Here is a 19,438-nt window from a genome sequence, read left to right as displayed (position 1 = left end):
CGTTTTCATATAGGGTCTTCGTCATGCCTACGTCCCGCCGCTTCCCGCTGCCGGTGGCCGCCGCCACCGCCGCCCTGCTCCTCCCGCTCGCCGCCTGTTCCTCGTCGAACGGCTCCGGGGCGTCCGGCGACGCGCAGCGGCTCCGGGTCGTCATGGCCTTCCCGCCCGCCCAGGCCATGTCGCCGTACGGGGACGACGCGGTCACCCTCAGCCGGCTCGCCGTCATCGAGGGCCTCACCACCCTCGACAGGAACGGCGCCGCCGGGCCCGCACTCGCCACGTCCTGGAAACAGGACAACCCCACCACCTGGACCTTCACCCTCCGCGACGCCGTCTTCCAGGACGGCGCGAAGGTCGACGCGGACGCCGTCGTCCGCTCCCTCACCGCCGCGGGCAAGGCGTCCCCGCTGCCCCGCGTGCTGTCCGACACCGCCCTGACGGCCACGGCCACAGGCACGGACACCGTACGGATCGTCACGAAGGCCGAGGACCCCCTCCTCCCGCAGCGGCTCGCCAACCCGTCCCTCACGATCCTCTCCGCCGGCGCCTACGGGAACGGCAAGGTGAACCCCGCCGGTCACGCCACCGGCCCGTTCACCCTGGCCGGAGTGAATGGCGCGGTCTCCGCCACCCTCGAACGCAACGCCGACTACTGGGGCGACAAGGCGAAGGCCCCCGGCGTCGACGTCACCTTCGCCGCCGACGGCACCGCCCGCGCCAACGCGCTGCGCACGAAGGCCGTCGACGTCGCCGAGTACGTGCCGATCGCACAGGCCTCCCTCCTCGGTGACCCGTACGTCCACGAGTTCCCCTCCGCCCGGACCAACGGCCTCTCGCTCAACACGGAGCACGGGGTCTTCGCCGACCCGGCCATGCGCGCCGCCGCCCGCGAGGCCATCGACTCCGAGGCCCTGGTCGACGGGGTCTACGAGGGCCGCGCGGACACCGCGAAGGGACTGCTCGGCCCCGGCATCCCCTGGGCCGCCGGCAAGCGCACCGCACCCACCGGACGCACCCCGTCCGCCAGCCGCGAGGAGGTGGCGAAGACGAAGGAGATCGTCCTCGCCACCTACACCAACCGGCCCGAACTCCCCGAAGTCGCGACGCTCGTCCAGCAGCAGCTGGAGAAGCGCGGCTTCACCGTCAAGCAGGTGGTCCGCGACTACGCGCAGATGGAGGCCGACGCGCTCGCCGGGAAGTACGACGCGTTCATCCAGGCCCGCAACACCCTCCTGGACACCGCCGACCCCGTCTCCTACCTCTCCTCCGACTTCACCTGCGACGGCAGCTTCAACATCTCCCAGCTCTGCGACAGGAACGTCGACGCGGCCGTGGACAAGGCCGCCTCACTGCGCGCCACCGACGCCCGCCACGGCGCCGAGATGACCGCCGAGGCCGCCGTCCTGGGCGCCGACGCGCTCGTGCCGCTCGTCCACGAGCGCTTCGTCCAGGGCTACGACGAAGCCCGGGTCGAAGGCGTCGCACTCGACCCGATGGAACGCACCCTCATCACCGCCGACACCCGCATCGGGTGACCGGGTGAAGTACCTGGCCGGACGTCTCGGTGCGCTCCTGGCCGTCGTGGCCGTCATCGGCCTGCTGCCCAGGCTGACCCGTACCGATCCGGCGCTGACCATCCTGCACGCCCGCTACGCGGACCGTCCGCCCACGCCGGCCGTGCTCGACGCGATCCGTGCCGAGACCGGACTCGACGGCGGGCCGCTGCACGTCCTCGGTGCCTGGGCGTCCGGACTGCCGCGCGGCGACCTGGGGGAGTCCTGGGTCTCCGGGCAGCCGGTCGGCCCCGACGTGACGTCCGCACTCGGCGTCTCACTCACCCTCATGGGCGCCTCGCTCGCCGTCGCGGTCCTCCTGGCACTCGCCCTCGCCAACGGAACGCTCCGGCGCGGCGCCCACCGCCGCCTCGTCACCACCAGGGCGGGCGTCGGCGCCGCCGTGCTCGCCGCCCTCCCGGAATTCCTCCTCGCCGCCGTGCTGGCCACCGTCCTCGCCGTACAGCTGGGCTGGTTCCCCGCCCTCGGCTGGGGCGGCGCCGACCAGTTCGTCCTGCCCGCCCTCGCGATGGGTGTCCCCGCCGGCGCGCTGCTCGGGCGGCTCCTGGACGACGCGCTGCCCGCCGTCTTCGCGGAACCCTGGGCGCGCGCAGCCACCGCCCACGGGATGCCCGCCCGCAGGATCGCCGTCCACGCCCTGCGCCGCGCCCTGCCCGCGCTTCTGCCCCAGATCGGCCTCGTCGTCGTCGGGCTCACCGGAGGCGCCGTCGCCGTCGAGACGCTCTACGCCATCCCCGGCCTCGGCGGCACCGCCCTCGCCGCCGCCCTGGCCCAGGACCTCCCCGTCCTCCAGGCCTGCGTCCTGCTCCTGCTCCTCCTCGGCGTCGCCGCCGGACTCGCGGCCCGGCTCGGCTCCAGGGCCCTGCTCGGCCCCGCACGGACCGACGGCGCCCTGCCCCCGCTCGTCGCACCGAAGCTCCCCGCGCGCCGCACCGTGACCGTCGGGGCGGTCGTGCTGGGCGCGCTCCTCGTCGCCGTCGTCCTCACCGGCCTGCTGCGCGACCCCCTGTACGCCGATGCCGCCGTCCGCCTCGCCGCACCCTCGGCGGCGCATCCGCTGGGCACCGACTCCCTGGGCCGCGACGTACTCGCACGCCTCGGCCACGGCGCGGCCACCACCGTGCTCACCGCCCTGGCCGTCGGCGCCGTGACGCTGCTCCTCGGCCTACTCGCCGGAGCGGCCCGCGCCGGAGCCCTCACCGAGACAGCCAACGCCCTGCCCGCGGTCCTGGCCGGCCTCGTCGTCGCGGGGATCGCCGGCCCGGGTGCCTGGGGCGCGGCCGTCGCCGTCGCCGCCGTCGCCTGGGCACCGCTCGCCGCCCACACCTCCGCGCTGCTCGCCCAGGAACGCGCCGCTCCGCACGTCACCGTGGCCCTCGCCCTGGGCGCCGGGCCGTGGCACCGGCTGCGCCGCCACATCCTGCCGGGCGTCCTGCCACCGGTCGTACGCCACGCGGTCCTGCGCGTCCCCGCCATCGCCCTGGCGCTCGCCTCCCTCGGCTTCCTCGGCCTCGGGACACCCGCCCCGGCACCGGAGTGGGGACGCATGCTCTCGGAGAACATGCCCTACGCCGAACGCGCCCCCTGGGCCGTCCTCGGCCCCGCCGCCGCGCTGGCCGGCCTCGGCGCGCTCGCCGTGCTGACCTCGGCTGCCGTACGCGGCAGGACGCGCCGATGACGACGGACACCCCGGACACCCCGGACGCCCCGAACACCCCGCGCACCTCGGGAACCCCGGGCGCCCCGGGCGCCCCGGGCGCCCCGGGCGCCCCGGGCGCCCCGGGAACCGCAGGCGCCCCGCGCACCGGCACCGGTCCGGAGCTCAGGCCCTACCTCCGGCTCCTGACCGCCACCCAGTTCGCCTTCAACACCGGCTTCTACGCCGTCCTGCCCTACCTCGCCACGCACCTCGGCGACGGGCTCGGCATGGCGGGATGGCTCGTAGGACTCGTGCTCGGGCTGCGCACCTTCAGCCAGCAGGGCCTCTTCGTCGTCGGCGGAGCCCTCACCGACCGCTACGGCCCGCGGCCCGTCGTCCTCACCGGCTGCTTCCTGCGCATCGCCGGGTTCTGCTGGCTCGCCCAGGCCGGAACCACCGCCGGCGTCATCGGTGCCGTCCTGCTCATCGGCTTCGCCGCCGCCCTCTTCTCACCCGCCGTCGAATCCGAGACCGCCAGGGCCGCCGTCACCTACGAGACCGAGACCGGCACACCGCGCGCCCAGGTACTGGCCGTGTTCTCCGCCGCTGGGCAGGCCGGAGCGTTCCTCGGCCCCCTCATCGGCAGCCTGCTGCTCCTCCTCGGAGGCGATTTCCGTACCGCGTGCCTGGCAGGGGCGCTGGTCTTCGTCGGCGTACTCGCCGGACACGCCCGCCTCATGCCCCGCCGGCCGCGCCGCGTCCGGCCCGCCGGAACGCGGACCGTCCTGCCGCGGGAGGTCTTCGCCAACCGGCCCTTCCTCATCCTCTGCCTCGTGTACAGCACCTACCTCGTCTCCTACAACCAGCTCTACCTCGCCCTGCCGGCCGAGGTGGAGCGTGCCACCGGATCCCAGAGCGCGCTCGGCGGACTCTTCGCACTCTCCTCCCTGCTCGTCGTCGTCGCGCAGCTGCCGCTGACCCGCTGGTCCGCCCGCCGCGTCGCGCCACGAACCGCCCTCGTCGCCGGGCTCGCCGTCGTCGCCGCCGGATTCGCCGCCGTGCCCCTCGCGCCCGGCGGCCCCGCCGGGCTGCTCCCCGGCGCCGCGCTCGTCGTCCTGCTCACGATCGGCCAGATGCTGCTGGTCCCCGCCGCCCGTGGGCTCGTGCCCGACCTGGTCGACGACGACCGCCTCGGGCTCGCCACGGGAGCCCTGTCCTCCGTGTCGGGCCTCGCCGTCCTGGTGGGCAGCGCCGCCACCGGAATACTCCTCGACACACCCGGGCCCGTCCTGTGGGGGGTGCTCGCCGCGGTCCCCCTGGCGGGTGCGGCACTCGCCCTGACCCTGTCCGCGGGACGGCGTGCGCCGGAGCCCGGCAGGACCGTCACCAATCAGTTGTGACACGTTTTCCACAGGGGCGCTGGGCACTGGTGCGGGCCCACTACCCTTGAGGGGTGACTATTCGCCTGCATGACACCAACGCCCGGCAGATCCGTGACTTCGTCCCGCTCGCAGCGGGCTGTGTCTCGATCTACCTCTGTGGCGCGACTGTCCAGGCCGCCCCGCACATCGGGCACATCAGGTCCGGGCTGAACTTCGACATCATGCGCCGCTGGTTCGAATACCGCGGCTACGACGTGACGTTCATCCGGAATGTCACCGACATCGACGACAAGATCATCAACAAGTCGGCCGAACAGAACCGCCCCTGGTGGTCCATCGGTTACGAGAACGAACGCGCCTTCAACGACGGCTACGACGCCCTGGGCTGCCTCCCGCCCACGTACGAACCGCGCGCCACCGGCCACATCACCGAGATGGTCGAGATGATGCGCGGCCTCATCGAGCGCGGCCACGCCTACGCGGCCGACGGCAACGTCTACTTCGACGTCCGCTCGTACGAGGGGTATCTGGAGCTCTCCAACCAGGACCTCGACGACCTGCGCCAGCCGTCCGGCGACAACGAGACCGGCAAGCGTGACAAGCGCGACTTCGCCATGTGGAAGTCCGCCAAGCCGGGCGAGCCCAGCTGGGAGACCCCGTGGGGCCGCGGCCGTCCCGGCTGGCACCTCGAGTGCTCCGCGATGGCGCACAAGTACCTCGGCACCGCCTTCGACATCCACGGCGGCGGTATCGACCTGATCTTCCCGCACCACGAGAACGAGATCGCCCAGGCCAAGGCCTTCGGCGACGAATTCGCGAAGTACTGGGTGCACAACGGCTGGGTCACCCTGTCCGGCGAGAAGATGTCGAAGTCCCTGGGCAACTCCGTGCTGGTCGCCGACATGGTGAAGCAGTGGCGCCCGATCGTCCTCCGCTACTACCTCGGCACCCCGCACTACCGGTCGATGATCGAGTACAGCGAGGAGGCCCTGCGCGAGGCCGAGTCCGCGTTCGCGCGGATCGAGGGCTTCGTCCAGCGCGTGGTGGAGAAGGCCGGCGGGCCGGTCGAGGCCGCCGTCGAGGTACCGCCCGCGTTCGCCGAGGCCATGGACGACGACCTCGGTGTCCCGCAGGCGCTCGCGATCATCCACACCGCCGTCCGGCAGGGCAACTCCGCCCTCGCCGCCGACGACAAGGAAGCCGCCGTCGCCCGCCTCGCCGAGGTGCGCGCGATGCTCGGAGTCCTCGGGCTCGACCCCCTCGACCCCCACTGGGCGGGCGAGAGCGACCGCGGCGAGGACCTGCACGGCGTCGTCGACACCCTCGTACGGCTCGTCCTCGACCAGCGGCAGTCCGCCCGCGAACGCAAGGACTGGCCCGCCGCCGACGCGATCCGCGACCAGCTCAACCAGTCCGGCCTCGTCATCGAGGACAGCCCCACCGGACCGCGCTGGACGCTCGGACCTCGCTGAGCGGACCTTCGCACCATGCGTGAGCAGCGCAAATGTGCCGCCCGGCTGTCCGGGCGGCACACTTTCACTTGACGACGTTTTTCTGAAGCAACGAAACAGGTAGGTCATGGCCGGGAACAGCCAGCGCAGGAACCGCCGCACGTCCAACAAGAAGGGCATGCAGGTCGGCAGCGGCGGTAACCGACGCCGTGCTCTCGAAGGCAAGGGACCGACGCCGCCCGCCTCCGCCCGCAAGGGACACAAGAAGAACAGGGTGGCGAACGCCCAGGCCAAGCAGGCCGCGGCCCGCCGCCCCGCCCCGCGCCGCGGTGGCGTCAAGGGCACGTCGGAGATGGTCGTCGGCCGCAACCCGGTCTTCGAGGCGCTGCGCGACGGCGTCCCCGCGACCACCCTCTACGTCCAGCAGTACATCGACAACGACGAGCGGGTCCGCGAGGCCCTCCAGCTCGCCGGCGAGCGCGGCAACATCAACCTCATGGAGGCCCCGCGCCCCGAGCTCGACCGGATGACGAACGGCCTGAACCACCAGGGCCTCGTCCTCCAGGTCCCGCCGTACGAGTACGCGCACCCGGAAGACCTCACCTCCGCCGCGTACGACAACAACGAGGACCCGCTGATCGTCGCACTCGACGGCGTCACCGACCCCCGCAACCTCGGCGCGATCGTGCGGTCCGTCTCCGCCTTCGGCGGCCACGGCGTCGTCGTCCCCGAGCGTCGTGCGGCCGGTATGACGGCCGGAGCGTGGAAGTCCTCGGCGGGCACCGCGGCCCGTACGCCCGTCTCGCGCGTCACCAACCTGACCCGCGCCCTGGAGGGCTACCAGAAGGCCGGCCTCACCGTCGTCGGCCTCGCGGCGGACGGCGAGCACACCGTCGAGGACCTGGAGGCGCTGGAGGGCCCCGTCGTCATCGTCATCGGCAGCGAGGGCAAGGGCCTGGGCCGTCTGGTCGGCGAGACCTGCGACTACCGGGTCCGGATCTCCATGCCCGGCGGTGCCGAATCCCTGAACGCCGGTGTCGCCGCCGGCATCGTCCTCTACGAAGTGGCACGCCGCCGGGCGTGACACCCGGGCCGCCGCGTCGGGACCCTTCACCGGGTCCCGGCGGACCGCCACCAGGTCCGGCCCCCTTCGGCGGAGGCGCGGAACGCCCGCGCGTCCGCCGGCCGCACGCCCCCCGGCGCGGCCGGTGCCGGGGGAGCATAAAAACGAGGGCAGGAGCCGTCGGCCGATCGGCACAGGCCGCCCCACCAGCGACGAAGCCGTCCCGGCGGGCTCACCGGCCCTCCCTCCGTGTCCCCGGCGTACGCAGACGGACCCGCGGCCGAGGACGGTTGACGGGTCTCGGACACTCTGGACGTGTCAAGGCAGTGTCCTAATCACACATCACTCGGTTAGATGAGTGTGGACACCAGAACGCCTCGGTTCGACGACCAACCCGCCCTGAGCATGACGAAGGTGGACAGCGACCCCGCGCAGGTCATCGTCAGCCACGCCAGCTTCCGGGTGCAGCTCGCTCCCGGCCAGCGCACCCGTCTGAGCCCCTTGGGCTCCGCCGGACGGGCCAGGATCCCCGCCATGAGCGGCGCGGGCGGCCGCAGGCGGGCTCCCGTTGTCTGGAGCGGCAGGTCGGAGCCGGGCGACCCGGGAGCGACCGGACTCCTGCAGGCCGTACGGAACTCCACCGCCGGCCACCTCGACGCCCGCCCCGGCGGCGACTTCGGCGCGGGCCGCGAGGACGCCGGCGGCGGCACCCAGGTCATCCCGCGCCTCGACGAGACCCAGCCCAACCCCGTGGTCCCCGCGCCCCACCGGCACGGAAACGGTCGCAACGGACCGCTCCTGCCCCCCATGCGGCAGGCCGTCGGCGCCTACGACACCGTCGACACGCCGGCCCGCGACGCCTACGACGTCACCTACGACGACCCCGCGACCGAGGGCCAGGACGACGCCACCGCCGATGACCGGCGCCAGAGCGGCGACACCGTCCGGCACGCCTACTACCCCGGCCGCCGGATGAACCTCGGCGTCGTCCTTCTTCCACTGCGCGTCATCCTCGGCTTCTTCTCCATCTACGCCGGGATGGGCAAGCTCTGCGACCCCGCGTACTTCGACGACGGCGACCGCGGCTCGATGGTCAAGTGGCTGACCTCGCTGCACCCGTGGGCCGCCGCCGAACCGCTGCGCGACTTCGCGCTCGCCCACCCCGTGGCCGCGGGCCTCTGTGTGGCCTTCCTCCAGGTCGTCGTCGGTGTCCTCACCGTCCTCGGACTCTGGCAGCGGGTCGCCGCCACGTTCGGCGCCCTGCTCTCCGCCGCCGTGCTGGTCGCGGTCAGCTGGCGCACCGCCGGGGCCTACGACACCGCCGACATCATCCTGCTGGCCGCCTGGAGCCCCCTCGTCATCGCGGGTGCCCCGGTCTACTCCCTCGACGGACGTCTCTCCGGTGAGGCATGGCGCACGCTCGGCCCCCGATCCGATATCTGGGACCTGCGGCGCCGGGTACTGCGCCGCGGCACCGTGATCGCCACCGTCGTCGTCGGTCTGACCCTGCTGGTCGGCTCGATGCTCGGCGGTGCTGTCCGCTCCACCCAGGTCGTCACCGTGCCGGGCCCCGACAGCTACCCGACCAACCAGCTGCCCGGCTCCCCGCTCCCCGAAAAGTCCGAGGGCAAGAAGCGCAAGCCGTCCAGCACCCCGGAGAACCGCACCCCCGAGACGTCGCCCTCCAGCGCCCCGGGCACCCCGTCGGCCGAGCAGTCCACCCCGGGCTCCGGGGCCGGGCGTGAGTCCGGCCCGACGGCCGGGGCGAGCACGGGGCAGCCCAGCCAGACCCAGGGCACCGGCCAGGCACCCCCGCAGGAGCCGGCCCCGCAGGAGCCCCCGGCGGGCGACGCGGGCCCCAGTTCCTCGGGCTCCGCGGCCTCCGGCGGTTCGGACGGCGGGTCCGACGGCGGCTCCGACGGCGGTTCGGACGGCGACTCGTCCGGCGGCGCCGGACGGAACCCCATCGGCGGCCTCCTCGGCTGACACCGCCGGTTCACACCACGAGGGCGGTCACCGGACATCCGGTGACCGCCCTCGCGCACGTCCGGGACGCCGTCAGCCGCCCGCCTGGGCGCCCAGCTCCCTCGCCGCCTCGGTGAGGTCCTTCGCGGTGTCGATCGCCCGCCAGTACGCCCCGTGGGGCAGCGGGAACCCTGCCAGGCGGCGCTCGCGAGCCAGCCTGGGGAACGTCGTCCGCTCGTGGTCACCGCGGTCGGGCAGCATCCCCGTGAACGCGGGCGCGAAGACGTACACCCCGGCGTTGATCAGATACGGCGAGGGCGGCGACTCGATGAAGTCCGTGATGTGGCCGAACGCGTCCGTCTCCACGGCGCCCCACGGGATGCGCGGGCGGGCCAGCGCGAGCGTCGCGGTGGCGTCCCGCTCGGCGTGGAAGGCGGCCATCTCCCGCAGTGAGAAGCGGGTCCAGATGTCGCCGTTGGTCGCGTACCAGGGCTCCGACGGATCGGGCAGCCGTGTCGCGGCATGCTTGAGACCGCCGCCCCGGCCCAAGGGCTCGGTCTCGACGACGGTCGTGACACGCAACGGAAGATCGGCCGAGGCCAGCCACTCCTGCAGCACATCCGCGAGATGGCCGCACGAGATCACTGCGTCGGTGACGCCCTCGGCGGCCAGCCAGGAAAGCTGATGGCCGATGATCGGGGTCCCGGTCCCCGGGATCTCGACCATCGGCTTCGGGCGGTCATCGGTGTACGGGCGAAGCCGCGAGCCCTGACCACCCGCCAGGATCACGGCCTGCGTCGGAAACGTATGCATGCCAGGCACGATATGCCGTGCCCGGACACACCCGGCTCAGCTGAACTGTGCGACGCCCGAGGCGAAGGAGGTGTCGCAGACCGGACGGGAGAAGCGGTGGGCGCGCGTCGGACCGTACTGGTCCACGGCGGCCTTGCCGAGCGCCCTGGCGATCGACATGCAGTGCTTAGCCAGCGAGGGACGCCCCTCGACGGTGCGCTGGAGGCTCGTCAGAGCGGCACCCGGGTCCTTCTCGCGGAGCTCCAGCAGGAGCTTGTCCCGCAGAACGTCCTGAGGAGCCGGGGCCTTCGCCTGCTTGGACACGGTCTCCGAGGAGGCGGTCAGCAGCTGGGTCTCGGTGTCCTGCCCCGACCACTGCACGCGGGTGACCGCGAGGGTCCCGGACAGAACCATGACGACGGGCAGTACGAGGGCTAGGGTTCGGCCGATTCGGCGCGCGGTGTGGTTCACGCAGCGAGCGTAGCGGGCAGTGACTGCCTGACGACATTTCGTCACCCCTGCGAGGGATGGTTCGAGTGGTCTTTTCGAATCACGCGTTGACGGGCTGGGGCGAATTGACCGGTGTGGCAGGTTATTTGGAGCCCCTCGGGTCCGAAACCCGATTCCGGCCGCGACACGCGAACGGCCCCGCGTCCTCGGGGGACGCGGGGCCGTGACGCCGATCCGCTCAGGGCGGACCGGAAGGATCAGCCGGTCAGACGCTCACCGGTCGAGGTGGCGAAGACGTGCAGCTCGTCCGGGCGCGGCACGACGTGCAGCTCCGTGCCCTTCTCCGGGACGGCACGGCCGCCGACGCGGACGACCAGGTCCTTGTGCTCGCCACCGACCTGCGCGGCACCGTAGACGAAGCCGTCGGCGCCGAGCTCCTCGACGACGTTGACGGAGACGGCCAGGCCGGCCGGGGCGCCGGAGGAGGCCTTGGAGAGGCCGGCCGCGGCGGCGCCACCGTGCTCGACGATGTCGAAGTGCTCCGGGCGGATGCCGACCGTGACGGTGGTGTCACCACGGTTCGCGGCGGCGGTGAGCGCCTCGCGGGAGACCGGGACGACGCTGTTGCCGAACTTCACGCCACCGTCGGTGATCGGGACCTCGACGAGGTTCATCGCGGGGGAGCCGATGAAGCCGGCGACGAAGAGGTTCGCCGGGCGGTCGTACATGTTGCGCGGCGAGTCGACCTGCTGGAGCAGACCGTCCTTGAGGACCGCGACGCGGTCGCCCATGGTGAGGGCCTCGACCTGGTCGTGGGTCACGTACACGGTGGTGATGCCGAGGCGGCGCTGCAGGGAGGCGATCTGCGTACGGGTCGACACACGGAGCTTGGCGTCGAGGTTCGACAGCGGCTCGTCCATGAGGAAGACCTGCGGCTCACGCACGATCGCACGGCCCATCGCCACACGCTGGCGCTGACCACCGGAGAGCGCCTTCGGCTTGCGGTCGAGGTAGTCGGTGAGGTCCAGCATCTTGGCGGCCTCTTCGACCTTCGCCCGGATCTCGGTCTTGTTCACACCGGCGATCTTGAGGGCGAAGCCCATGTTGTCCGCGACGGACATGTGCGGGTAGAGCGCGTAGTTCTGGAACACCATGGCGATGTCCCGGTCCTTCGGGGGCAGGTGCGTGACGTCGCGGTCACCGATGCGGATGGCACCGCCGTTGACGTCCTCGAGACCCGCGAGCATGCGCAGGGAGGTCGACTTGCCACAACCGGAAGGACCGACGAGGACGAGGAACTCGCCGTCCGCGATGTCGATCTCGAGCTGGTCCACAGCCGGCTTCGTGGAGCCGGGGTAGACGCGGGACGCCTTGTCGAACGTGACACTGGCCATGGCGATTCTTCTCCTCCACCGGCAGGAACGTGCCGGACGATCCGAGTAAGGGAGTGGTGTGGTCCACTGGAGTGAACCTGAGGTGACGCTACCTGGCGTTTTCGAATCTGTCAGTAGTCCGAGGTCCCGAATATCCGGCAGGTTCCGCCCCGGGCGTTGGTTACACTGCTCCCGCACGCCTCCTTAGCTCAGTCCGGCCAGAGCAACGCACTTGTAATGCGTAGGTCATCGGTTCGAATCCGATAGGGGGCTCGGAGAAGCCCCAGGTCGCGTAGTTCGTGACCTGGGGTTTTCTGTTGCTCTGGGCTGGTGTGCCGAATGCTCGGGGCGCGGCGGGAGGACCCGCGTGAGTGGATCCTCGCCGGCACCGAAGCAAGCGGCTACGAACCCCACCAGCTCCTCAAGGAAGCAGCCGCCCGCCGAGAGCTCAGTGCAGCCCGCCAACCGGCCGGCGTCCTGACCACTCGCGTCCCGCACCCCAGCCGCAACCCCGCGCCTGGTCGCCGGGCCTGGTCGCCGGGCACAACCGCAGGGCGGGCCAATGGCACCGAGGACACTGCGCAGGAGCGTCATGGCCTTGACTGCCATCGGCCTCATTCACGACTGAACATGCCGCCCCGCGCCCGATGCTTCCCGACACGTCGCCCACCAGGTCGCTCGGGCACGGGGGCTGTGCTCACCGGGGCCTGACGGGCCGGTTCATCGTGAAGGAGAAGGGATTGCCAGACCTGCTCCTGCAAAACGCGGATGCACGGGCCGCAGGCGAACATGGCTGCCTGCGCGCCGGCCACACTCACCGGGCAGATCCACAGAACACGGGCCCAGCGCCAGCCGCAGTAGAGCCAGCAGAATCCGTCCGTCCACGTGTTGCCGTCGTCAGTGTCTGCTGCGGCGGGCAGGCCGCCGCGCGCGAACTCGGCGATGCCGGGTATGACCCGAGGCGTCACGGCCAGTTCTATCAACACGGCTCGGTCCTCAAGATCACCCGCTCGTGACAGCGGCCCCGGCCGGAGCCTGCTTGTCCGCGTCGGAGAAGAGGAGGGTGGGCTCGGCCAAGATGTCCCTGCCGGACTCACTCTTGTAGATCTCATCGACGCTGCCGAAACGGGCCTCGGAGTAGTCGAGGTCGAGCAGGGCGGCTGCCTGGCGGACCGATGCTTCGTCGGGGCCCTCGATCTCGACGAAGGTGGGGAGGTCCGGCCAGGTGTCGAAGTCGAAGGCGACCTCGCCGAGGCGCCATTCCTCGCGGTAGTTCTCCTGGTACCGGACCTCGCGCATGCCGAGGCTGCGCAGGATCTCCGCCATGGCGTGCAGGTCGGTGACCTCGGTCTCGATCTCGGTGGTGCCGTTGATCGTGGTGGCGTCGGTGACCTGCTTGAGCGTCAGCGTCGATCGGGTGCCCTCGTCCCGCAGGCGCACCCAGGCGCCTCCTTCGAGTGCGTCGTTCTCGAAGATCTTGCGGGTCAGGAGGGTACGCGGGAACGCTTGCGTGGCGCCCAGGGCGGTCAGCTGGTTCTGGAGGCCGGTGACGTCGATGGCGAGGAACTTGGCCTCGTACTCGTGCTTCACGGGTTCGTCCTTCGTACTAGGAGGGAGTGCGGGCCGCGAGGAGCAGGCCCATCCGGTGGGTGTGGTCCTGGAGCTGGCCGATGTGGGCTCGTTCGGCGAACTCGTTCGTGCGCAGGGTCAGCAGGACGTCCCAGTCGCCGATGAAGTGGCACCTGAGCTTCTCGGGGGACGTGTAGTGCTCGATCAGGTGCTGGCGCTGGGTGATCGGCATCATGAACTCCGCGCCGTACAGGCCGCTCTGGCCGACAGAGGACTGCATGCGGGTGACGAAATCAGCGAGCGGGCGATGATGGTTGGCACTGTAATGCCAGGCGCAGCTCGTCCAGATGGCATCGCAGGGCGTGGCCGAAGGCTCCCATTGCAGGAAGTCCTCTTCCACGATCTGCACGCGGTCGTGGAGCGATTCGAGCTTGAGGCGGTCGACGAGGCCCATCGCGTGGGCCCGGTTGTCACCCGGGAGGATGACCTCGCCACCATGCAGAGCGAGCGGGTCGTGCTCTACCGCGACCACCTGGTAGCCGGCCGCGGCCAGAGGCAGGACGAACTTTCCGTCGCTCGCCCCCACGACCATGACCGTGGCGTCAGGAGCGGCACGCTCCTTCAGCGCGGCGAGGAACTGGGGGAAGAACGTGAGGGTGTGCTCCCACAGGCTCTGCGTTTGCACGGTGTGGGGCTCCTTGCGTGTCGATGGACAGGATCGTCTGGAGAACCTCGTCGGGTGCCAGATGCGTGGTGTCCACGTGGTCCATCGGGAACTGGGCGTAGGCGTCGGAAACGCGGTCTGCCACCTCTTCCGCGAGGGCGTCCCAGCGGGAGACCGGCTTGATGCGGTCGGCGAGCCGGCGCCCGCGCTCGCCTTTGCCGCACGTCAGTTGGTATGTAACGGGTTGGGGCAGGCTGGGCGGGAGTCTGACGCCGAGGCTGGAGCCGAGTGCCTGGTGGTTGGCCAGGCAGCGGGCGAAGTAGCTCTCCACGACCACCGGGGTGCCGTCCGCCAGGAGACGCTGGATCTCATCGGTCACGGTGAACAGCGCGGACAGGTAGAAGCACATCCGGGCCTCGGTGTTTCCACGCCGGTCCACCTCCCGGCGCAGCGGCTGGTAGAAGAGCGGCACGGTCGGGACCAGGACGGCGTGGCGGGCCGCTGCCAGCATCGGGGCGATGGTCGACTTTCCGGTACCGCGGAGCCCTTCGAGGCTCTCGAACAGCGGACCGTCAGACACGGCCGTACACCACGTCCGGCACCGCGAGCGCGAGCTCGTCGGTGGGGGAGGGCCGGTGGTCGATGTGGTCAGCCAGTTTGTCGTACCAGAAGGCGTGCGAGTCCTTCCCGACGGCCTTGCAGGACATGGTCAGCGCGCCACGGGGGTCGGCCTCGATCCGCTCGATCTCGACGGGGCCCCCGTCGGGAAGGCAGGAGTCCGGGGCGCCGGCCTCGGACAGGTCCTCGTCGACGATCACCTCGATCTCCAGGTCGGCCGCATCCAGCCCGCCGCGAAGGCGGGTGTAGGCCGCAAGGTCGGTGATCAGGAGCTCGGGGTGATCGGCAGCGTTGCCTACCGGCCGGAGGCAGTGCAGTTTCAGCTGCTCCACGCCGTAGCCCTGGAGTACGCGAGCGAGCGGCAGTACCTCTTCGATGTTGCGTGAGGTGACCGTCATGGTGGCTCCGGTGCGGACACCGAGGCGCCGGGCGATTTCGAGGGCGCTCAGCGCGCTGCGGTAGCTTCCGAACTTGCGGATCTGGTCGTTGGTCGAGCCGATGCCCTCCAGCGATACCCGGAGCAGGTCCAGGTCAGGGGCGATCTCGGTCAGCCGGCGCTCGATCCGGTAGCCGTTGGTGCAGATCTCTACCTGCATGCCCAGGTCCCGCTTGGCATACCGGACGACCTGGGCGAGGTCCCGGTAGACGAACGGTTCGCCGCCCAGCAGGGTGACGGCCTCGGTGCCGTACTCGTCGCGCATCAGCGTGAGGAGGTTGACCGCCTCGTCCGTGGTGAAGGCGTCGGCGTGCTGGAGCCGCTTTCCGTGGAAGCAGTGCAGACATTCGAAGTTGCAGCGGTACAGCAGCTGCAGGTACAGCATCCGGATTCTGCGGATCCCGGTGACTTCGCTGATCACGAGGGTCTCCTTCGGGCGTTTGCCTGGTGGGAGACCTGATACTGGCGGGACTGGTACGGACCCCGTCACCGCGTATCGGGACACTCTGAGGACGTCCTGGGACGCTTTCAGCGTGCGGAGAGCGCCTCCAGAATCCCGAGTACCCGGCTGGTGTCCGTCAGATCGGGCAGGACCGTATGGGCACCGGCGTCTGCCAGCTCTTGAGGGCTGTGGACGCCGGAGGCGACTGCGATGATCTCGGAGCCCGTGGAGAGTGCGGCCTCCACGTCCCTCGGGGTATCTCCGACGAGCACGACGGGCACGCCATCCGGGGCGCCCCGCAGCCGCTGGGCACGCTCCCGGGCCACAGCGACCAGGTCGGGGCGCTGGAGGGCATCGGCCCCGTAGGCGCCAACCGACAGATCGAGGAGGGGGTCAAGACCGAAGGCCGCGACCTTCACGCGGGCGTTGTCCGCGATATTGCCGGTGAGTACCGATGACACCCAACTGCTGCTCACGGAGACCTCCTTCAGGACTTCCCTCACGCCGGGCAGGGCTGTCCCCCGCTGGCTGAGGGCGTGGAAACGTGCCTCCCCTGCGTCGGCAAGCGCCCTCTCTGTCGCTGTCCAGTCCGGCTCGACCAGGCCGTTCCGCTGGAACATGTCTCGCATGATCAGCCGGTCCGTACGCCCTTCCGTTCGCGCCGGCCCCGCGGGCGCCTTTCCTGCCAGGGCCGTGAAGGCGGCGGCGTAGATCTCCTTGCTGACCCCTGCGTTCTCGATGAGGGTGTGGTCGATGTCCCACAGGACGATGAGCTCCATGCATCCAGCGTAAATACAGCGGGGACGGCCCCCTCCTTCTGTGGAACGTCCCGAAACGTCCTTGCCGCTCCTGACCTGTCTCGGCTTGTATGGCGCCTGTGAACGAGCGATTGCACTCCGTGCTCGCCCAGCGCGGCATCCCACCTGAATCACTCGCCGAGGTCTGCGAGGTGGACCCCAAGACCGTTGGCCGGTGGCTCGGCGGGCGCGTTCCCCATCCTCGCCACCGCTTCCGCGTCGCCAAGCACTTACGGGTCGAGGAACTGTTCCTCTGGCCGACACCGGCGCCGAGCACGCAGCAGCAGCTCACCGGTTCAGGGCAGGAGCTGGTCGCGACCTACCAGAACCGGGCGAGCGTCCCGCGCGACACGTGGCTGTCGCTACTCGGTGGCGCCCAGGAGCAGATCAGCGTCCTCGTTTTCTCCGGCACCTTCTTCGCGCAGTCCAACCCGCACGTCGCCAAGATGCTCGCTGAGCGCGCATCGAGCGGGGTGCGAGTGCGGCTCTGCTTCGGCGACTCGAAGGGCCAGGCTGCAGCGATCCGGGGCCACGAGGAGGGCATCGGCGACACGCTTGCCGCCAAGATCCGTGCCTCCCTGACCTACTACCGGCCCCTGTTGTCCGAGACCGGATGCGAGGTGAAACTGCACGACACCACGCTCTACACCTCCATGTTCCGGTACGACGATGATCTTCTGGTCAACCCGCACGTCTGGGGGCAGCCGGCCAGTGCCAACCCCCTCCTCCATCTCCGCAGAGCAGACACGGCGGGCTGGTTCGACAACTACGCTCAGAGTTTCGAAGCTGTCTGGGCCACCGCACGGTCCTGGACACCAGACCAGGAGGGGCCCTCGCCGCATGGGCAGGACCGAGTACTACAACGACCCCAAGGCCCCCAAGGCGAACACGCTCATCCCCGCCAACAACCTCCTCGTCGTCGACGAAAACGGCGCCATACTGCTCCAGCGCCGCCGGGACACAGGCCAGTGGGCCCTGCCGGGCGGCGCGCAGGACATCGGCGAGACAGCGGCCCAGTGCGCTGTGCGTGAGTGCCTGGAAGAGACCGGGATCATCGCTGAGGTCACGGGTTTCCTGGGGGTCTACACAAATCCGAACCACATCGTGGCCTACACGGACGGCGAGATCCGCCAGCAGTACGAGAACACCTACATCGGCCGTCCCGTGGGCGGCGAGCCCACGATCAACGATGAAGCCGATGGCGTCCGCTACGTCCAGCCGAGCGACCTGGACCAGTACGACATCCACCCCAGCATGCGGCAGCAGATCGGCGACTACCTCGCCGGCACATACCCCTACCTGGGCTGAACCGCCAACGCCGCCTCCACCCGCCCTACGGCACCGAAGATTTCCGGCGAAGCCCTCCGGATGAACCTCCCCACGAGGCTGTCCGTGCCGTAACGCTCCATGATCTCTGCCAGCCGATCCTCGACAGACGTACTCTCTCCACCGGGCGTCGTCGTCATGTCGCAATGCACCAGGGTGTCCACGAGCCGGTGGTCGTCGAGCAGCGGAAATTCGGCTTCCAGATCGCCCCGTAGCCCGCGCTCCTCCGCCTCCAGCAGCGCCAACGAGTGGTTTGCCACCAACCGCACTAGCCGCTCATCCGCAGCATGGTCGTCACGAAGGAACCGGGCACCATCCAGCGGATGAAAGCCTGTCGCTGCCAGCCGCGGCGCGTAGCCCACGTCGTGAAGCACGGCGGCAGAAGTCAGTAGGTCCGCGTCACCGCCCAGGAGTTCAGTCAGCTCGGCCGCGCGCCGCGCGACCCCTTGTGAGTGCATCCATCGACGAGGGAGGGACTCACGCAGCTCCGCCTCGGCCACCGAACATGCCCACTTCGCCATCGATCGGTTCATGCTCATTACGTGCCCCCGCAGAATCAGGGCCGAACCCACCCTGCGTCTGCTGAGCGGCACGCCTGTAATGCGTAGGTCATCGGTTCGAATCCGACAGGGGGCTCGGAGAAGCCCCAGGTCGCGTAGTTCGTGACCTGGGGCTTCATGTTGTTCCGGCACCCCGGTTCAGACACCCCCCGAGGCTCCGTCCTCGCGGTCCGGGGCGCGTTCGAAGTCCTCCTCCGCCCGGCGCTGGATCTCGGCGGCGTCGGCCAGGAGGCGCTCGATGCGTTCCGCGGCGCCCGGGACCGGTGGGGGGACGTCGGTGAGGGTGTCGTACAGGTAGCTGCACGCCTCGGCCTCGGTTCCGAAGCGGGCGATGACTTCCTCCTGGCCCCGTTGGCGCAGGAGGACCGGCCACGCGTCCCCTTCCGGGCGCAGGACGTAGTAGGCGTCCAGCTGTACGGGGACGCCGTGGACTCCCGGGATGTCGTAGAGCGCGTCCGGGACCTTCTCGCGGCGGAGCTGTTCGGTGAGTTCGGTCCTGTTCATCGGTTTCCCTTGCATGCGCCTGGGCGGGCCCCGTCGTGCCGGGGCCCGCCCAGGGGAGTGCGGTCGTGATCAGTTCAGGGCTTCGAGTTTCTCGGCGTTGACCAGTTCCGAGATCCGCTGGTCGGTCTTGTACTGGATCCCCAGACCGGGCTGTCCGAACCAGGGGCGGATGCGGCCTGCTTCCACGGTGAACGCTTCCGTGACCCGGTACAGGCGGTAGCTGTACGGGTAGTCGGTCGTGTACGTGACGAGGTTGCTCGGCGGGATGGCGCGCTTGGCGTACGGGGTCCCGGCAGGGGCGAGGAAGTTGCCGCGTCCGCTGCCGAAGAGGTCGACCAGCTGTCCCACGCGGAGCGTCAGGTTCTTCTTCACCGGGTTGCCCGCGCGGTCGAGGACGAAGCCGTCGTTGTCCGGGTACCACCAACCGGACTCGCCGCTGGTCGGATCGGTCTGCCAGTAGCACCCGAGGAACCAGTACGCGGAGGTCGGGCCGGTGCGGTCGTAGTCACGCAGCATCGCGCCGATGGCGCCGGTCCTCGGCAGGAACTCGGGGCCGAGCCGCCAGTCGTCGAGGTAGTACTCCTCCAGGGGTGTGGCGGGTGCCCCGTTGGTCCCGCGCGTGCGGGCGTCCGTCGGGCAGTGGGTCCCCGGACGGCCCTGGTCGCCGGTGTCGGCGTGGGCGGCCACGGGTGTGAGCCCGACGAGGAGGAGCAGCGAGGCGATTGCGCCCGATGCGATGTTTCGCAGCACCCGCATGGAGGTGGTCCCTTCTCACGGCCCGCGTCGGCCACGGAGGCGGCAGGCAGGCGTCGAGGTCGCGTGGAGGCGCCCGT

At 70.6% G+C, this 19,438-nt stretch carries 19 protein-coding genes, 1 tRNA gene and 1 pseudogene; 9 read left to right on the top strand and 12 right to left on the bottom strand.

The features are described 5' to 3' along the window. Positions 1 to 23: 23 nt before the first annotated feature. From P8A20_RS16150 to P8A20_RS16125, 6 genes are all read left to right on the top strand, one after another. Positions 24 to 1,535: an ABC transporter substrate-binding protein gene (locus tag P8A20_RS16150; RefSeq protein WP_306103729.1), complete on the top strand. Its 1,512-nt coding sequence runs from the start codon at positions 24 to 26 to the stop codon at positions 1,533 to 1,535. Between the two features lie 4 nt (positions 1,536 to 1,539). Next, positions 1,540 to 3,252 carry an ABC transporter permease subunit gene (locus P8A20_RS16145; RefSeq protein ID WP_306103728.1) on the top strand — a complete coding sequence of 571 codons (1,713 nt, stop codon included), beginning with the start codon at positions 1,540 to 1,542 and terminating at the stop codon, positions 3,250 to 3,252. Continuing rightward, the gene (locus P8A20_RS16140; protein ID WP_306103727.1) at positions 3,249 to 4,613 is read left to right on the top strand and encodes an MFS transporter; all 1,365 of its coding nucleotides are present in this window, start codon (positions 3,249 to 3,251) and stop codon (positions 4,611 to 4,613) included. The genes P8A20_RS16145 and P8A20_RS16140 overlap by 4 nt, the downstream gene beginning before the upstream one ends. Before the next feature lie 53 nt (positions 4,614 to 4,666). Then, positions 4,667 to 6,067 (top strand): cysteine--tRNA ligase, encoded by a 1,401-nt coding sequence (gene cysS, locus P8A20_RS16135; RefSeq protein ID WP_147958354.1) that lies wholly within the window; start codon positions 4,667 to 4,669, stop codon positions 6,065 to 6,067. A 106-nt stretch (positions 6,068 to 6,173) separates the two neighbouring features. Continuing rightward, positions 6,174 to 7,130 (top strand): 23S rRNA (guanosine(2251)-2'-O)-methyltransferase RlmB, encoded by a 957-nt coding sequence (gene rlmB / locus P8A20_RS16130; RefSeq protein ID WP_147958353.1) that lies wholly within the window; start codon positions 6,174 to 6,176, stop codon positions 7,128 to 7,130. 333 nt (positions 7,131 to 7,463) lie between these two features. After that, positions 7,464 to 9,095 carry a DoxX family membrane protein gene (locus P8A20_RS16125; RefSeq protein ID WP_306103726.1) on the top strand — a complete coding sequence of 544 codons (1,632 nt, stop codon included), beginning with the start codon at positions 7,464 to 7,466 and terminating at the stop codon, positions 9,093 to 9,095. 72 nt (positions 9,096 to 9,167) lie between these two features. Here the strand turns inward: P8A20_RS16125 and P8A20_RS16120 are convergent, their stop codons facing one another. The 3 genes from P8A20_RS16120 to P8A20_RS16110 all read right to left on the bottom strand — a co-directional run bounded on the left by P8A20_RS16120 (position 9,168) and on the right by P8A20_RS16110 (position 11,710). Then, positions 9,168 to 9,887, bottom strand: a complete 720-nt coding sequence (locus tag P8A20_RS16120; protein WP_147958352.1) for a nucleotidyltransferase family protein — start codon at positions 9,885 to 9,887, stop codon at positions 9,168 to 9,170. A gap of 36 nt (positions 9,888 to 9,923) precedes the next feature. Then, positions 9,924 to 10,337 (bottom strand): hypothetical protein, encoded by a 414-nt coding sequence (locus P8A20_RS16115; protein WP_147958351.1) that lies wholly within the window; start codon positions 10,335 to 10,337, stop codon positions 9,924 to 9,926. 236 nt (positions 10,338 to 10,573) lie between these two features. Beyond that, positions 10,574 to 11,710 carry an ABC transporter ATP-binding protein gene (locus tag P8A20_RS16110; protein ID WP_306103725.1) on the bottom strand — a complete coding sequence of 379 codons (1,137 nt, stop codon included), beginning with the start codon at positions 11,708 to 11,710 and terminating at the stop codon, positions 10,574 to 10,576. Between the two features lie 177 nt (positions 11,711 to 11,887). Between P8A20_RS16110 and P8A20_RS16105 the strand changes: the two genes are divergently transcribed. After that, positions 11,888 to 11,962, top strand: a tRNA-Thr gene (locus P8A20_RS16105). A 341-nt stretch (positions 11,963 to 12,303) separates the two neighbouring features. On the opposite strand, the gene P8A20_RS16100 is transcribed toward P8A20_RS16105, so the two are convergent. The 6 genes from P8A20_RS16100 to P8A20_RS16075 form a co-directional block, all read right to left on the bottom strand. Further along, positions 12,304 to 12,675 (bottom strand): hypothetical protein, encoded by a 372-nt coding sequence (locus P8A20_RS16100; RefSeq protein ID WP_147958348.1) that lies wholly within the window; start codon positions 12,673 to 12,675, stop codon positions 12,304 to 12,306. A gap of 16 nt (positions 12,676 to 12,691) precedes the next feature. Beyond that, on the bottom strand, positions 12,692 to 13,279 hold the full coding sequence (locus P8A20_RS16095; RefSeq protein WP_147958347.1) for a class IV adenylate cyclase: 588 nt from the start codon (positions 13,277 to 13,279) through the stop codon (positions 12,692 to 12,694). 16 nt (positions 13,280 to 13,295) lie between these two features. Then, positions 13,296 to 13,943 carry a class I SAM-dependent methyltransferase gene (locus P8A20_RS16090; RefSeq protein ID WP_306103724.1) on the bottom strand — a complete coding sequence of 216 codons (648 nt, stop codon included), beginning with the start codon at positions 13,941 to 13,943 and terminating at the stop codon, positions 13,296 to 13,298. After that, the gene (locus P8A20_RS16085; RefSeq protein WP_306103723.1) at positions 13,861 to 14,502 is read right to left on the bottom strand and encodes a P-loop nucleotide/nucleoside kinase family protein; all 642 of its coding nucleotides are present in this window, start codon (positions 14,500 to 14,502) and stop codon (positions 13,861 to 13,863) included. The genes P8A20_RS16090 and P8A20_RS16085 overlap by 83 nt, the downstream gene beginning before the upstream one ends. Next, entirely contained in the window at positions 14,495 to 15,397 is a 903-nt protein-coding gene (locus P8A20_RS16080; protein ID WP_306103722.1) for a radical SAM protein, read from the bottom strand. Before P8A20_RS16080 ends, P8A20_RS16085 begins: the two co-directional genes overlap by 8 nt. Positions 15,398 to 15,504: 107 nt before the next feature. Next, entirely contained in the window at positions 15,505 to 16,197 is a 693-nt protein-coding gene (locus tag P8A20_RS16075; RefSeq protein WP_306103721.1) for an HAD family hydrolase, read from the bottom strand. A gap of 98 nt (positions 16,198 to 16,295) precedes the next feature. Between P8A20_RS16075 and P8A20_RS16070 the strand changes: the two are divergent. Then, a pseudogene (locus tag P8A20_RS16070) lies at positions 16,296 to 17,066 on the top strand (XRE family transcriptional regulator); the annotation flags it as partial. Next, positions 17,056 to 17,523 (top strand): NUDIX hydrolase, encoded by a 468-nt coding sequence (locus tag P8A20_RS16065; protein WP_147958343.1) that lies wholly within the window; start codon positions 17,056 to 17,058, stop codon positions 17,521 to 17,523. The pseudogene P8A20_RS16070 and the gene P8A20_RS16065, both read left to right, overlap by 11 nt. On the opposite strand, the gene P8A20_RS16060 is transcribed toward P8A20_RS16065, so the two are convergent. From P8A20_RS16060 to P8A20_RS16050, 3 genes are all read right to left on the bottom strand, one after another. Continuing rightward, the gene (locus P8A20_RS16060) at positions 17,511 to 18,074 is read right to left on the bottom strand and encodes an HD domain-containing protein (RefSeq protein WP_306103720.1); all 564 of its coding nucleotides are present in this window, start codon (positions 18,072 to 18,074) and stop codon (positions 17,511 to 17,513) included. The two genes, P8A20_RS16065 and P8A20_RS16060, sit on opposite strands and share 13 nt — an antisense overlap. 165 nt (positions 18,075 to 18,239) lie before the next feature. Next, positions 18,240 to 18,605, bottom strand: coding sequence for a hypothetical protein (locus tag P8A20_RS16055; RefSeq protein ID WP_187282079.1), 366 nt, complete (start codon positions 18,603 to 18,605; stop codon positions 18,240 to 18,242). A 69-nt stretch (positions 18,606 to 18,674) separates the two neighbouring features. Further along, positions 18,675 to 19,361, bottom strand: a complete 687-nt coding sequence (locus P8A20_RS16050) for a TNT domain-containing protein (RefSeq protein WP_147958340.1) — start codon at positions 19,359 to 19,361, stop codon at positions 18,675 to 18,677. Between the last annotated feature and the right edge of the window lie 77 nt (positions 19,362 to 19,438).

It is taken from the genome of Streptomyces sp. Alt3 (genome assembly GCF_030719215.1).
GTDB classification, from domain to species: Bacteria; Actinomycetota; Actinomycetes; order Streptomycetales; family Streptomycetaceae; genus Streptomyces; species Streptomyces glycanivorans.
The sequence above is the reverse complement of the archived record's forward strand: the minus strand, read 5'-3'. Positions and strand labels throughout refer to the sequence as shown.